The 14,076-nt window shown below is 62.1% G+C and carries 13 protein-coding genes; 9 read left to right on the top strand and 4 right to left on the bottom strand.

Annotated elements, in window-relative coordinates; genetic code table 11:
- Positions 1-34 precede the first annotated feature (34 nt).
- Positions 35-1,156 carry a 1-aminocyclopropane-1-carboxylate deaminase gene (locus tag DX923_RS12440; RefSeq protein ID WP_116115374.1) on the top strand — a complete coding sequence of 374 codons (1,122 nt, stop codon included), beginning with the start codon at positions 35-37 and terminating at the stop codon, positions 1,154-1,156.
- Here the strand turns inward: DX923_RS12440 and DX923_RS12445 are convergent.
- Positions 1,073-2,200 (bottom strand): hypothetical protein, encoded by a 1,128-nt coding sequence (locus DX923_RS12445; RefSeq protein ID WP_116116325.1) that lies wholly within the window; start codon positions 2,198-2,200, stop codon positions 1,073-1,075. The two genes, DX923_RS12440 and DX923_RS12445, sit on opposite strands and share 84 nt — an antisense overlap.
- Before the next feature lie 303 nt (positions 2,201-2,503).
- Here DX923_RS12445 and DX923_RS12450 point away from each other — a divergent pair, with 303 nt between their 5' ends.
- The 8 genes from DX923_RS12450 (at position 2,504) to DX923_RS12485 (ending at position 10,107) form a co-directional block, all read left to right on the top strand.
- The gene (locus tag DX923_RS12450) at positions 2,504-2,896 is read left to right on the top strand and encodes a VOC family protein (protein ID WP_116115376.1); all 393 of its coding nucleotides are present in this window, start codon (positions 2,504-2,506) and stop codon (positions 2,894-2,896) included.
- An 876-nt stretch (positions 2,897-3,772) separates the two neighbouring features.
- Complete coding sequence (locus DX923_RS12455) at positions 3,773-4,330, top strand: hypothetical protein (RefSeq protein WP_116115378.1); 558 nt, start codon at positions 3,773-3,775, stop codon at positions 4,328-4,330.
- On the top strand, positions 4,327-5,535 hold the full coding sequence (locus DX923_RS12460) for a PrsW family intramembrane metalloprotease (RefSeq protein WP_240322630.1): 1,209 nt from the start codon (positions 4,327-4,329) through the stop codon (positions 5,533-5,535). Before DX923_RS12455 ends, DX923_RS12460 begins: the two co-directional genes overlap by 4 nt.
- Before the next feature lie 73 nt (positions 5,536-5,608).
- Positions 5,609-6,154, top strand: coding sequence for a hypothetical protein (locus DX923_RS12465; protein ID WP_116115380.1), 546 nt, complete (start codon positions 5,609-5,611; stop codon positions 6,152-6,154).
- Complete coding sequence (locus DX923_RS12470; RefSeq protein WP_116115382.1) at positions 6,151-7,365, top strand: PrsW family intramembrane metalloprotease; 1,215 nt, start codon at positions 6,151-6,153, stop codon at positions 7,363-7,365. Before DX923_RS12465 ends, DX923_RS12470 begins: the two co-directional genes overlap by 4 nt.
- Before the next feature lie 371 nt (positions 7,366-7,736).
- Complete coding sequence (locus DX923_RS12475) at positions 7,737-8,291, top strand: hypothetical protein (RefSeq protein WP_116115383.1); 555 nt, start codon at positions 7,737-7,739, stop codon at positions 8,289-8,291.
- Positions 8,292-8,380: 89 nt separating this feature from the next.
- Positions 8,381-8,935: a hypothetical protein gene (locus DX923_RS12480; protein WP_116115384.1), complete on the top strand. Its 555-nt coding sequence runs from the start codon at positions 8,381-8,383 to the stop codon at positions 8,933-8,935.
- A 161-nt stretch (positions 8,936-9,096) separates the two neighbouring features.
- Complete coding sequence (locus tag DX923_RS12485; RefSeq protein ID WP_162872950.1) at positions 9,097-10,107, top strand: PrsW family intramembrane metalloprotease; 1,011 nt, start codon at positions 9,097-9,099, stop codon at positions 10,105-10,107.
- A 107-nt stretch (positions 10,108-10,214) separates the two neighbouring features.
- Here the strand turns inward: DX923_RS12485 and DX923_RS12490 are convergent, their stop codons facing one another.
- The 3 genes from DX923_RS12490 to DX923_RS12500 form a co-directional block, all read right to left on the bottom strand.
- On the bottom strand, positions 10,215-11,537 hold the full coding sequence (locus tag DX923_RS12490; RefSeq protein ID WP_116115387.1) for an aromatic amino acid transport family protein: 1,323 nt from the start codon (positions 11,535-11,537) through the stop codon (positions 10,215-10,217).
- Positions 11,538-11,901: 364 nt separating this feature from the next.
- On the bottom strand, positions 11,902-12,132 hold the full coding sequence (locus DX923_RS12495) for a hypothetical protein (protein WP_240322631.1): 231 nt from the start codon (positions 12,130-12,132) through the stop codon (positions 11,902-11,904).
- A gap of 33 nt (positions 12,133-12,165) precedes the next feature.
- Entirely contained in the window at positions 12,166-13,911 is a 1,746-nt protein-coding gene (locus tag DX923_RS12500) for a sodium:solute symporter family protein (RefSeq protein WP_116116327.1), read from the bottom strand.
- Positions 13,912-14,076: the final 165 nt, after the last annotated feature.

A 14,076-nucleotide genomic window follows, 5' to 3' on the forward strand; every position in this document is an offset into this window, starting at 1 on the left:
CAGCCAGCACCTCAGGAGAAAGGACGAAGACGTCATGAAACTCCACGACTTCCCCCGCTACTCGATGACTTTCGGGCCGAGCCCGATACATCGTCTCGACCGGCTGAGCAGACACTTGGGTGGGGCACGGATCTGGGCCAAGCGCGAAGATGTCAGCAGCGGCCTCGCCTACGGAGGCAACAAGATCCGCAAAATGGAGTACATCGTCCCCGACGTCCTGGCCAGCGGCGCCGACACCCTGGTCTCCATCGGCGGACACCAGTCCAACCACACTCGCCAAGTCGCTGCTGTCGCAGCGCATCTCGGACTGCGGTGTCGTCTCGTCCAGGAAGACTGGGTGCCCTGGGAAGACCCGGTCAACGACAAAGTCGGGAACATCCTGCTCTCCCGGATGATGGGGGCCGACACCCGGCTGGACCCGGCCGGTTTCGACATCGGCATCCGCAGCTCATGGAAACAGGCGCTGCGTGAGGTCGAGGAAGTCGGCGGACACCCCTACCCGATCCCGGCCGGAGCCAGTGAACACCCCCTCGGCGGATTGGGCTTCGCCAACTGGGCCTTCGAACTCGCCGAACAGGAGAACACGCTCGGGGTCTTCTTCGACACCATCATCGTGTGCACGGTGACCGGCTCCACGCAGGCCGGGATGATCGCCGGCTTCGCCGCGCTCGAGGAACTCACCGGAATCCGTCGACGAGTGATCGGTATCGACGCTTCGGCGACCCTGGCGCAGACCCGGGACCAGGTCGAACGGATCGCCCGTCACACAGCTGAGCTGATCGAGTTGAGACGCGACCTATGCCATGAGGAGATCACCGTTCTGGAAGGCTGGGCCGGGGAACACTACGGTCTCCCCACCGAATCCACCATGGAGGCCATCGCCCTGGGCGCCCAGCTGGAAGCGATGATCACCGACCCCGTCTACGAAGGGAAATCCCTCGCAGGCCTCGTCGACCTGGTCCGATCCCGCGAGATCCCCCAGGACTCCACCGTGCTCTACGCCCATTTGGGCGGGCAACAAGCCGTCAACGCCTACCACCGCCTGTGGCCGACGATGACAGGACCAGTCGATTCAACGCACAATGCTGTTCGCCACCAGACGAGAGAGCCACTCCAGCGGCCCCTTGCCCAGGCGGCCGGGCAGCAGATGCCATAACCACAGGAAGACGAAGAGAACAGCCACCTGGGCGCTGAAATTGGCCCACCCAGTGGGCACCTCAGCGCCATTGGGCAGTTGCCCCGCAGCTGTCCACAGCGCAATACGCCCTTCCAGGAGCACGTGGAAGAAGTAGGCACTCAAGGTCATTCCACCGATGATCGCCATCGGCTTCAACGCCAGCGCGACCGGCCGAGCCAGGCAGAGCAAACTGACCAGGGACATGGCGATCAGCACGATTCCGGCGCTGAACACCAGGCTGGGGGTCGAGGGCAGATAGGCCCCGACTCCCAGCAACCAGCGCCAGTCCTGGGTGAGAGTGGCGTAGTCGCCGATGGCCAAGGTCTTCAGGTCCGACCCCTGTGGTGCACCCCAATGCCCCCAGGCGAACGAGGAGAAGAGGTAGGCACCGGCGCTGAGCACCGCCCCGATGACTGCGATGACTCCCAGGTCACGCACCCGGGAAAGGTCGAAACGACGGACGACCCACAGTCCGATCACCGCGACCCCCAGCCACAGCAGAGCAGGGTGATAGGGCGCCCAGAGCATGCGCATCCACGCGCCGGGGTCGATGGCAGAGGCCCATCCGACGGTCTTGCTGAACCGCTCGGGGTGATCCGTCTGGAGCTGCCAGGCCAACTGCGGAGTACCCATCAGGAGCACCGCCGCCACCCAAGGAAGGGCCCAGGTCCGCAACAGGGCGATGACCGCCACCAAGGCCGTGATCACGGCGAGCCGGACGAGGATGACCGCCACCCCTCCGTTGGGCACGCTCTCCAGGAAAAAGCCGGCCGCGACCAGTACCGATGCACGAAGCCAGGCACGAGCGACCGGTTTGGCCCGAGACCCTCCCGAGGCAGGGACCGCGAAAGCGGCACCGGCACCGATGAGCAGCGCGAAGCCGATGGCATGGGTGTCCCACCAGACCAGTGAAGCCATCTCCGCTCCGAAGATGTGGTTCATCATGATGCCGATCAGGGCCGCCGCGCGTAAGGCGTCGACAGCGACATTGCGGTGACCAGCGCGTGCGGCTCGCGGTCTCATGTGTTCTTCCCCTGGGCGTCGTTCGATGTGTGCTGAAGCCGGACGACCCTGTTCATAGGGAATCGCCAGGAGCACGGGCTCCCCCGATGGTCCCATTACGGGGGAACGAGACGTGAGCAGAACCCCTCACTGATCGAAACCTGTTGCTTAACAGGCAATGGCGCCATTCAACAGAGCTCTGGACCGTTCGGCAGTCTCCCCCGCCGTTCACAGCACGCCCCGCACAGTCGACAGGGCGTCCCGGCCGCTTCGGTCCGATCATGGAAATGTTGCCCGTCCTGTGAGGACTAGGAGTGCACCGCCATGCCCCGCATCAATCTCACCTCGATCTACGTCGACGATCAGGAGCGGGCCTTGTACTTCTACACGGAGATCCTGGGTTTCCTGAAGAAAGACGATCTCCCGCTGGGCGAGCACCGCTGGCTCACCTTGGTCAGCCCCGAGGAACCCCACGGTGTGGAGCTGTGCCTGGAACCCGACAGCCATCCCGCGGCCCGGTCCTTCAAGGCCGCACTCCTCTCGGACGGGATCCCGTTCACCTCGTTCGCCGTGGAGGACGCCCGTCGATTGCACTCCGAACTCACTGCGCGCGGAGTGCATTTCACACGCCCACCCCTGGAGATGGGGAGATTCACCGCGATCGTGCTGGATGACACCTGCGGAAACCTGATCCAGCTGGTCTCGAGCGCGCCATAAGGCCTCCGACCAGCGGATTGGAAAGTTTTCAACTTGCTCCCAGTCCAGTGCCACCACAATCCCAGGAACTTCCTAGATTGCAGCCAGACTGACCGGAAAAGGCTGGTTTTTCACACGGCGAGCCTGACTTAACGCCGCGTACGCAGGGAGCCCCTCCGGGGCTGCGAGCCCCAAAATCTGCTGCAAAACATATGTTTACGCAGGCCGGAGGCCTTTTATTGCCGTTTTTGGGGATCTTTGACGAATCATCCAGGTTGGCCCATGCGTCGCGGCGCATATCACTGCCAGCCACCCCCTAAAGGCCTGGCACCCCCTCAGGCAAGATCAAGCCGAATGTATGGTTGATCGCACTTCCCATTGGGATCGATCCTATAGGAGCTGTCCGTGCGTAACCCTTCTCAGGGACTCACCGGCATCGGCCGTCCCTCCCCGGCCACCTCACCCCCGTAGCAGCGCGGTCCACCGACGGCTCCGCTCCTCCGCCACCGGATCGTGTCCCTCGATCCACAACCGACTCGCCCCACAAGACCCGCCGCCACCCAGCTTCAAGTCCCGCCCTCACCCCAAGGATGTGAAGTGAGCAAGCCTCGCTACCCAGCGATTTCCGGCGCAGCGCTGTTCGAGACCACACCGAACCGCCACGGACACGAGCTTTCCCATCCCACGACAGACCTCCAGGGATGCCACCACCCAAGGCCCTCCCCCAGCAGAACAGATGCCCGTCTCCGCGCCGGCGCCGTCATTCCGCTGCCTCTACGAGGGACATCGCCCGGAACCTGACCAACCCAGCCTCGCCGCAGGCCCGCCCAGTGCGCTTATCGCGGCACTCCGAACTGCTTTTCCTGCCTCAACAGGGCACTCACTGAGGAGAACTCTGTGCACCACCACCCCAAGAGACGCCTCACCGGCCTAGGCTCGGCCTTCCTCGTTCTCGGGATGCTGATCGTTCCCTGGGCCGTTCCCCAAGCCGTTACCCAGGCCGCCGACATCCCGACCACCACCGTCGCCGCAGGGCAGGTGGAAACACTGCCGACGGGGAAGGGCAAAGAGGTCACTTTCGAGGCTCCGGCCAACTGGCAACGCCTGGCCCGGACCGCGAAGAACAGCGTCACCTACACCCAGGGCAAAAGCGCCGTCACCGTGACCGTCGCCGAAGGCGTCAAGGACCGGCAGACCGCTTTCGACCGCACAGTCCGAGCCAGGTCCTTGAAAGGTCTCCTCTTCCATCTGGAAAGACAGACCTTCACCACCAAGAACGACTTCGAGGGCACCCACTGCTCCATCTCGACCAGCGACACCCGCAAACAAGGAAACTGCGCGATGATCACCAAGGACGAGACCTTGGTCGTCGTCTCCTCCCTGAGCGAGTCAGGACATGACCCCCTCGACATCAACTCCTTGATCATCTCGCTCGCACTCAAGGAGGCCAAATGAGTCTTCATCGAGGTTCCACCTCCGAGACCGCCCACCACCACGAGTTCTTCCGCCCTACCTCTGCACTCTGGTGGCTGTACCTGAGCGCTTGTCTGGCCTGCTCCTCAGCCACAGTCATCCACTTCGGCGCCACCATCGCCCAGGTCAAGTACTCCCTACTGACGCTCTTACCCTTCTACCTCGCCAGCGGTCTGTTCTTCTTCTGGATCGTGCTGCTGTGCGATCCCTACCGGGCCCGCCGTCCCTGGGTCATGTTCGCCGCATTCGTCGGTGGCGCAGGGATCACGCTCTACCCGGCCATGAAGGGCAACAACCTGTACCCCGCCTTCCTCCTCCACATCATGAGTGAGGAGAAGGCCTTGGCCTGGATGCCAGCCATCGCCGGGCCAACCACCGAGGAATGGACCAAGATGGCCTGCACCTTGGTGATCATGCTGATCGCCAAGTCCACTCTCACCCGCCCCATCCACGGGCTCCTGATCGGTGCCTGCGTCGGCCTGGGCTTCCAGATCCTTGAGAACATTGTCTACGGGATTGAAGGGTCGATCGGGCATCTCCAAGGCGACCTGACCCAGTCGACCTCCATCGGCATCAGCAGGTTTGCCACCGGATTCGCATCGCACAATCTCTTCACGGCGATCAGCGGAGTCGGTGTCGCCGTCCTGCTTGGTCGCACCGTCGGCGAGCGTTGGTCACGCAGCCGCCGGATCGCCACCTTCCTCGGGCTCTACCTCCTCAGCTGGTTCCTCCACTTCTTCGGAAACTCCATCGGCGCGTTCACTCCCCCTCTCGTCCTGGTTGTCCTCGGAGCCAGCACGATCACCGCCTTCATGGCCTTCGCCCTCGTCCTGCGCTGGGTCTGGCATCAAGAACGCCGCTATCTCGCCGAGGCTGCCACCGCCGTCAGCGGAACAGAACCCGGCGACACCTCCCGGCTCACCGAACTCCAGTCCGCAGCCATCGGCACGCACAAAACCCGCAATGCCTTCCTGAGGAAGATCAAGAAGACCCGCGGAAGGGCCGAAGCCAAAGCAGCACGCACCGACATGCGCAGCTACCTCGAACACCTCCAAGCCTGGGGTCGCCGCGGCACCGGCATCGACGAAGCACACTCTTCTGCGCCCGACGCCGTCGCCTCGACTACCGTTCCGCACCCTCTCGACGACGACACCCTCTATCTGGAACCAGTAGGTATCCGCAGGTGAGAAGACTTCCTCTTCCTCGAACACCGCACGGGCTCTTGGCTACCCGTCTGTCACCCAGCAAGGAGACACACCCGTGAAGGGTCTCACCGACGCCATGCCGGCTACCGTCCTACTCGGGCTCATGCTCGTCACCGGACTAGTACCGCAACAGCTGGCCACCGCCCTCGGCGAACCGACCAGCACAGTCCCACAGAACCACCACGAGGCATTCCCCGTCGGGAAGAAAGGCGACAAGGTCGAATTCCTGGCTCCGGCCGGCTGGGAACGCACCGCACGGTCGTCGAAAGGCAGCGTGACCTACACCAAGGACAAGCGCACCGTGCAGATCGTCTTGTCCCACAATGTCCCCGACCGTGAGATCGGCACCCGACGCCTTGTCCAGGGGTCCGTCTTGGACGGTGAGTTCCTCAAGCTGGAAGAAGCCAAGCTCAAGACGCCGAACGGCTTCGAAGGCCACAGCTGTGTCTTCACCAATCGGGACAACAGCCGACGCGGGAACTGCGCCGTCATCGGTCGCAACGACTTCCTGCTCAAAGTGCTCTCCACCACCGAACGAGGCCAGGAACCACTCAGTCTCGACACCCTCATCTCCTCGTTCACCCTCAAGGAATCGAAGTGACCTCCCCGACCACCGCGACATCCCCCGGTCGTCCCGAACAGTTCGGCCATGAGTTCTTCCGACCGAACTCCTACCTGTGGTGGCTCTACCTGCTGGCCTGCGTATTCTGCTGCGCTGGTCAGACCATCGAGTTGGCCTCCAGTACGACATCGACGCTCAGCACCCTGCCGATCTTCGGGCTGATCTTCGCCGGCACAACGGCGATCTTCATCGCCGCGATGATGCCCGCCGACCCCTATCGAACCCGTCGTCCCTGGATCATGCTGCTCGCCTTCGGCGGCGGATACGCCATCTCCTCGTACCTGTCCCTCCTCGTCAACTCCCCCCTTCCAAGCCTCCTGCTGCACATCTTCGGTGAAGAGATCACGCTGAAGTACAGCGCGACGCTGAGCGGTCCTACCAGCGAGGAATGGTTCAAGACCCTCGTCATCGTCATGGTCATGATGTTGGCCAAGCCGACCATGACCAGGCTCACCCACGGAGCGATGGTGGGTGCCTTCGTCGGACTCGGCTTCCAGATCGCCGAAAACATCTCCTACAGCCTTGATTCCTCCGCCAAGACACCCCGGGAGGACATCGTCGAACCGCTGTTCGTCAACTTCTTCCGCTTCCTGGGCGGGTTCAGCGGTCACAACCTGATCAGCACCTTCGCCGGCGTCGGCGTCGCGGTACTCCTCGGCTGCACGGTCAGCGCACAGTGGAGCCGACAGCAACGGATCCTGGTCGCCTTCGGGCTCTACTGCAGCGCCTGGGGCATCCACTTCGTCTGGAACATCCCGTCGCCTGGTTCGCTCGCCTTCCCCCTGATCTTCGGAAAAGCTGCCGTCGGGATCGCCGTCCTGCTCCTGCTCCTGCGCTGGGTCTGGGCCGAAGAACGCCTCTTCCTGCGCGAAGCCGCAACTGCCGTGAGCGGTGACCAGCTCACCGGCCTGCAGGCTGCTGCGATCGGCGACCGTGCGACCCGAAAAGCCTTCTTCAAGAAGACCAAGCAGGCCGGAGGACGCCGACAGGTGCGCACTGCCCGCCAGGAGATGCACGACTACTTGGACCGACTTCAAGCCTGGGGACGGCGCGGCACCGGCATCGACGAACACCCCTCCGATGCCAGCACTCCCGCCCCCGACTGCACTGACGAAGACACCCTCTACCTGGAGCCGGTTCCCCAGCTCCGACCATCCCGCACCGCGTCCTCGCCCCGGAAGCGGGTGTAGCCCAGCACCACCACTGATGTCCATTCCCGGACAGCGCCGGATCAGCTACCGCATGAGCCGATCCGACCAACCCTCACCCCAAGGACGTGACGTGAGCACCCAGTGGAGCACCCCCGTCGGATCACAACCAACCAGCATCTCTCCCTGTCATCGCTTCAGGCATCACAGCTCCTGGGCCGTTCTGGCCCCGGTTCGGTCCTATCTGCTGATGTGACCGCGCCCCGGCTGCCCTTACCAAGCAGTCGGTTCACTCTGCGTACACATCCCACGGGCATCGCCCATGCCCCGACCAGACCTTCCTCTTAGGCCCGTAAGGCCGTTCCAACGACCGATCCAGCCCTTTTTCAGGATCGGAGACCCAGGAGAGCCCTGTGCACTGCCCCGTCAAAGGCCTCAGCAGCGTCGGCCCCGCCGTTCTCTTTCTCGCTTTCCTCTCCGTCGCCGGGAGCGAACCTCAGCTCTTCAACGAAACGACGAGCGTCACCGCCGGCCACGATGCGCAGGCCCAACACGAGAAATTCATGCTCAACGGGCATCAGGAAATCCGATATGTCACCCCGGTGGGTTGGGAACGTACCAGCTCAGCGCAGAAGAACCAGATGATGTACCGCGACGGAAAACACCTCATCGCCGTCACCCTGGTCAAAGACATCGACGATCTGTCTTCCGCAATCGACCACCAGATCCGTTCCTCCGCATTGAGAGGTGAACTCATTCACCTGAAGAACCAGGAAATCAACACCACCAACGGATTCGTCGGGTCACGCTGCCGCGTCACTTCCCGTAGCGATGGACAACACGGTGATTGCGCACTTCTTGGTCGAAAAAACGTCATGGTCACCATCTCCTCCATCAGTGCGGACGGTGGCGACCCCCTCGACATCGACCAGCTCGTCGGCTCTCTCACCTTCACCGAAGGCTGGTGAGTCCATAGCAGGCCACCCTGTCAGCAATATCGGCTGCTCCTGTGGCCGCCCCGACCGTACCGTCAGGATCCGTCACAGAGGAGAACCTCGTGCACAACCCGTTGAAGAGGATCACCGACATCGGCCAAACAGGCCTGATCATCGTGGCCTTGGCAATGACCTGGGCCATCCCTGCAGGGCTGTCCGCCACGCTCAGTCCCCCGACCTCCACCGTCGACAAAGGCCAACGTGACCATTTCGAGGGAGACAAAAGACAGGTCGAGTACGAACCGCCTGTCGGCTGGACCTACATCGGGCAGGGCAACAGCGATGTCTCTTTGTATCAGAACGGCAAACGGACCCTGCATGTCGAACACATCACAGGAGCCGAGGACATTCCGACAACCATCAAACGGCAGGTGCGTAAAAAGAGCACCGGAGGAATTCTTATCACCCTCGAAGACCAGCAGATCAAGACCTCGACTAATTTCACTGGAAAACGTTGCCGAGCTGGAACACCCCTAGGCGAGTTACAGGGATCTTGTGCCATGTTCGGTCAGAAGGGATCCCTGGTTTTCGTGATGTCGCTCGCAGAAAACGGCACCCGCCCGCTGGACATCGACCCGATCGTCGATTCCTTCACCTTCAAGGAGATCTCGAAGTGAACAGGCGAGGCGGCACCGCGCCCTTCGGCAGCTCATTGTTCGAGCCCAGCCCGCCCATGTACGGGCATGAATTCTTCCGGCCAGACTCGGCATTATGGTGGCTTTATCTGGTTCTTTGCACGAGCTGCGGAACTTTAACGGTCGCCACATTCGGATCACAGTTGAGTCTGATCTCAGGGACGATGCTGACGATGCTGTTCTTCTTCGTCCCGTCAGTTACCTTCTGCGTCTGGGCGATGATGCAGTGCGACGCCTATCAGGTCCGTCGCACCTGGGTGATGCTCGCGTCCTACGCCAGCGGCGCGACAATCGCAGTTTATCTGTCGCTCATGGGGAACTCCTACATCCGCACTGTCGTGCCCAGTCTGCTCGGTGAAGAGCTAGCCCGGATGTGGTCAGCAGCGATTTTCGGTCCCAGTACCGAGGAATGGTCAAAGGCTGTCTGTGTCGCCCTCATCATGCTCATCGCCAAGGAGACCCTGACCCGCCCTGTGCACGGCCTGATGGTGGGCGGCTTCGTCGGGCTAGGTTTCCAAGTAACCGAAGACCTCGTCTACACCATCCAGACCGCTGTTTCGCATACGCAGGACGACCTCCGAGGAGCATCGTTCGTGGCAGCTGTCCGTTACATAGGAAATTTCACCAGCCATAACCTCTTCAGCGCCATCGCCGGAATCGGTGTGGCCTACCTACTCGGTCGAACCGGAAACATCCCAGTGAGCGGCTACCAGCGCATCAAGATCTTTGCTGGTTTCTACGGCCTCGCCTGGTGCCTGCATTTCGTGGTGAATGCCCATTACCCTGAACAGTTCTTCCCGGTGATGATCATCGCGAAGGTCCCGATCGGACTCACCATTCTGTACTTCGTATTGCAGTGGCTGTGGCGTTCCGAACAGTCTTACCTGAAGGAAGCAGCCGTCGCCGTCAGCGGAGCTGATCCTGGAGACCTCAGCCAGCTGACCGAACTGGAGAAGATCGCCATCGGCAGCCCTCAGGAGCGTCGCCGTTATCTACGTCGTCTCCGCAAGAGTGAAGGGGCTCAGGCCGCCCGCCGGACGAAACGTCAGATAAACCTGTACCTCATCCGTTTGCAAGCCTGGGGGCGCTATGGAACAGGAGTCGACGAACACCTGGGCAATCAATACGTCGTCATGCGGGCAGCCCAAGGATGAACCGCACTCCTCCGCGTGTGGACCCTCACCGATAACAATTGCGGGGCGTTCCTGAAGAAGGAACACCCCGCAGTATTTTCCGTTCCCTGTCGCCGGGAACGGAAAGGTCACTTGGCCAATACCTGCACCACGTCGGTAAGGATGCCACCGACCGCGACCAGGCCGGCCACGATGACGAAGACATTCGACAGACGACCACGATAGGGCGCCAGTGCCTCGACCTTGTACACCGCGTACATCGGCATCAGGTAAAGGACGATCGCGATGACCGGACCGGACAGTGTGTCGATCAGGGTGAGGATGCTCGGGTTGACGACGGCGACGGCCCAGGTGGTCAAGAAGATGAACAGGGCGATCGCCTTGTTCAACGGGCCTTCGGCGAAACGCTCACCCTTGGGGTCGAAGAAGCGGACGATACCGACCGCACCTTCGGCCGCCCCCAAGTAGTGGCCGAAGAAGGAGGACGCGATCGCAGCGATGGCCACCGCCGGGCCCAAGTAGCTGATGAACGGGCTGTCGTGGACATTCGCCAGGTAGGAGAGCACCGGCAGGTTCGCCTTCTTCGCCTCGGCCAAGCCTGATGAGCCCAGCGCGAGAACACAGGACCAGACGAAGCCCATCGCGAAGACCACCAGCAGGACAGTGGTGCGGCTGAGCACCTGGGAGGCCTTGTCCGCAGCCTTTCCGCCATACTGCTGCTTCATCGCCAGCGAGAACTGCGAGATCGCCGGAGAATGGTTGAAGGCGAAGACCAGGATCGGGATGGTCACCCAGATCGACAAGGCGAAGTCACCGGCAGAAGGCATCGCCATCAGATCGGTGAGATTCCAGCTGGGGATCAGGTAGATCGTGACGGCGAAGAGAATCGCGATCAGCGGGTAGACCAGCCATTCGGTGACGATGAGCATGATGCGCTGACCTGCGATCATCACCGCCATCATCAAGGCGATCAGCACGCCGGAGAGGATCACCCGCGGAACGGGGGGCAGATGCAGCTGGTTCGTCATGAGGCTGTCCACCGTGTTGGTGATGCCGACGCCGTAGATGAGCACGATCGGATAGATCGCCAGGAAGTACAGGAGCGTCATGGCCCGGCCGAACTTCTCGCCGAAGAAGTCCTGGGCGACCACGGTGATGTCGTCGCCGGGACGGTTCGAAGCGCAGACGAACCGGGACAGTCCACGGTGGGACAGGTAGGTCATCGGGCCGATCAGCAGGGTGACCACCAGCAGCGGCCACAGGCCACCGGCGCCGGCCTTGATGGGGAGGAAGAGGATTCCGGCACCGATAGCGGTACCGAAGAGGCTGATCATCCAGCCGGTGTCATAGCGCGTCCACTTCATGGTGGGCGCGGCTTCCGCGGAGTCGCCCGGGCCTTCCGTGGCCGGTGTCGACGCCGCGTCTGCGGTGGTGTCGTGAGATGACGACATTGTCTCGATCCTTCTGGATGTGTATTTACTCCGACATGCCCAGATCGAGATACCGAAGAGAGGCATCCCCCTGGGCCGACCAGACCGGGCAGAACATGCGCAAGAAAAGGTGCCGACACGTTGCCCTGTCGGCACCTTCACCCACGTACAGCTCGCCCTTCGACACCGGAACGAACGTCCGACCGTGAAGTGCGGCTGAGGCTTCATCATAGAAGCGGCACAGAGCGGCCGTCTATCCTAAAAAGGCGAATCAGCTGTTCGGTTCCGCAAAAATGTGACCATCGTCCCAAGAGAACTCTTCGCGCACCTTCGGAGCCCGCTGAACAGCATGAACGCAGGAAAATCGGCCTCAGCGATCTAACAACTATGTGTCAGTTGACTTCTCGATCAGGGCCACGGGCCGTTTCCACGCCCAGATCCCGAAAATCGCCCCGACAATCAGCAAGCACAGACCGGCATACAGATTCGCATTCACTCCGCCCGTCTTGGCCAACGCCGGATCGCCGAAGAGCCCTAACACGGTCAGGATGACGCCGTAGAGCGCCATCAACGCGCCGATGACATGACGAATATCGAAAGCAGCGGTCTTCGTCACAGGCCTTCCTTCACCGCGAGACATCATCACCTCTCAGAACATCGCATTGAGCACGACGACCATCCCGATGGCCAGACCAGCCATCGGGAGAGTCCTGCGGTACCACGGCAGCAGTGCCTCCTCCGGGTCCACCACATCCTCCTTCGGCGTCAAGAAATAGGTCAGCCCGCGCAGTTCCTCGTCCGGTCGGGGCCTGGTGACCACAGAGACCAACACACTGACGATCAAATCGACCACGAAAGCCGTCGACGCGCAGAGGAAAGCCAGCCCCTGGCCCGGCAAGGTGAACAATTCCCCACTTTTCGATGCCGCGAACAAGCCGATCGCCGAAGCCGTTCCCGCGAGCAGGCCCGCCCACCCCGCGGTAGGCGTCATCCGTTTCCAGAACAGACCGAGGACGAAGGTCGCGAACAAAGGAGCATTGAAGAAACCGAAAAGCGTCTGCAGGTAATCCATCAGATTGCTGAACCGTCCGGCGATCCCCGCCGTCGCCACCGAGATCAACGTGGCGCCTACCGTGGCCGCGCGACCCACCTTCAGATAGAAGTCGTCACCGCGCCCCTTCACCAGATAGGTCTGCACGATGTCGTAGGAGAAGACCGTGTTGAAAGCCGACACATTCGCCGCCATCCCGGCCATGAACGCCGCCAGCAGCCCGGTGATCGCCAGCCCCAGCAGCCCGTTGGGCAGGATGTCACGCATCAACAACAGCAGCGAGTCGTTGTAGGTCACGAATTCCCCAGAGGCGCCGCCAGGCACCTTCTCCCCCTGCTTCGTCCGCGCGATCTCGCCGACCAGTACCGCCGCGATCATCCCCGGCAGGATCGTCAGGAAGGGAATGAACATCTTCGGGAAGGCCCCGATGATCGGGGTGCGCCGCGCAGCCGAGATCGAATCGCTCGCCATCGCCCGCTGCACCTCGACGAAGTTCGTCGTCCAATAGCCGAAGGACAGAACGAAACCCAGACCGAAGACCAACCCGATCACCGAGAGCACAGGGCTGTCGAAACCGGAGATCGCCTGACCCGGCCAGGAGTGCAGCTGCTGCTCCGCCGAAGGAACCCCAGCCGAAGCCGGAGCCTCGGAGGCAGCCCGGACAATTTTCTCCTGCAGGCCTCCCCAGCCTCCGACCCGATGCAACCCCAGCAGGGTCAACGGAAGCAACGAGGCCACGATGACGAAGAACTGCAGCACCTCGTTGTAGATCGCCGCCGCCAACCCGCCCAAGGTGATGTACGACAGGACGATCAGCGCAGCGACCAGCAGAGCCACCGGCAAAGGCCAGCCCAGCAGGGCGCGCACGATCGTGCCCAGCAGATAGAGGTTGATCCCGCCGATCAAGAGTTGCGCGACGGCGAAAACCACCGAGTTGACCAGGTGCGCCCCTGTTCCGAACCGGCGCAGCATGAACTCGGGCACCGATCTCGCCCGGGAGCCGTAATAGAAGGGCATCATCACGACACCCAGGAAGACCATCGCCGGGATCGCGCCGATCCAGAAATAATGGACCGTCGGCAGTCCCAGCTGAGCCCCGGTGGCCGACATACCCAGGATCTCCACCGCGCCCAGGTTCGCCGAGATGAAGGCCAGACCGGTGACCCAGGCGGGCAGCGACCGTCCGGACAGGAAGAAGTCGATCGACCCCGACACCTGGCGGCGCGCCAGGACACCAATTCCCAGGACGAATGCGAAATAGATGAACAGGATTCCGTAATCGACCGCGCTCACGTCGATGATCGCGCCGCTCGTCGGCAGCACCGACAGCAACCGTGGTGACATCGTCGTCCCTTCCGAGGCAGAGCGCTGCCCTCGACGGTCCTGTGGAGACCGCCCCGACAGGACGTTCCCCATCGTGGTCCTCTCCGGACGAAAGGAAAGGGCTTTCCTTGCGTACGTGATCAAGACCACTGTCCAATAAGGCGATTCCCCAGTGAGCCGAAAGAC

It is taken from the genome of Austwickia chelonae (assembly GCF_003391095.1).
Taxonomy (GTDB): Bacteria; Actinomycetota; Actinomycetes; order Actinomycetales; family Dermatophilaceae; genus Austwickia; species Austwickia chelonae_A.

Bases quoted from the DNA above. Each gene is read 5' to 3' on its own strand.
- DX923_RS12460 (WP_240322630.1), top strand. From the start codon at position 4,327: ATGAGTCTTCATCGAGGTTCCACCTCCGAGACCGCCCACCACCACGAG.
- DX923_RS12450 (WP_116115376.1), top strand. From the start codon at position 2,504: ATGCCCCGCATCAATCTCACCTCGATCTACGTCGACGATCAGGAGCGG.
- DX923_RS12445 (WP_116116325.1), bottom strand. From the start codon at position 2,200: ATGAGACCGCGAGCCGCACGCGCTGGTCACCGCAATGTCGCTGTCGAC.
- DX923_RS12500 (WP_116116327.1), bottom strand. From the start codon at position 13,911: ATGTCACCACGGTTGCTGTCGGTGCTGCCGACGAGCGGCGCGATCATC.
- DX923_RS12490 (WP_116115387.1), bottom strand. From the start codon at position 11,537: ATGTCGTCATCTCACGACACCACCGCAGACGCGGCGTCGACACCGGCC.
- DX923_RS12440 (WP_116115374.1), top strand. From the start codon at position 35: ATGAAACTCCACGACTTCCCCCGCTACTCGATGACTTTCGGGCCGAGC.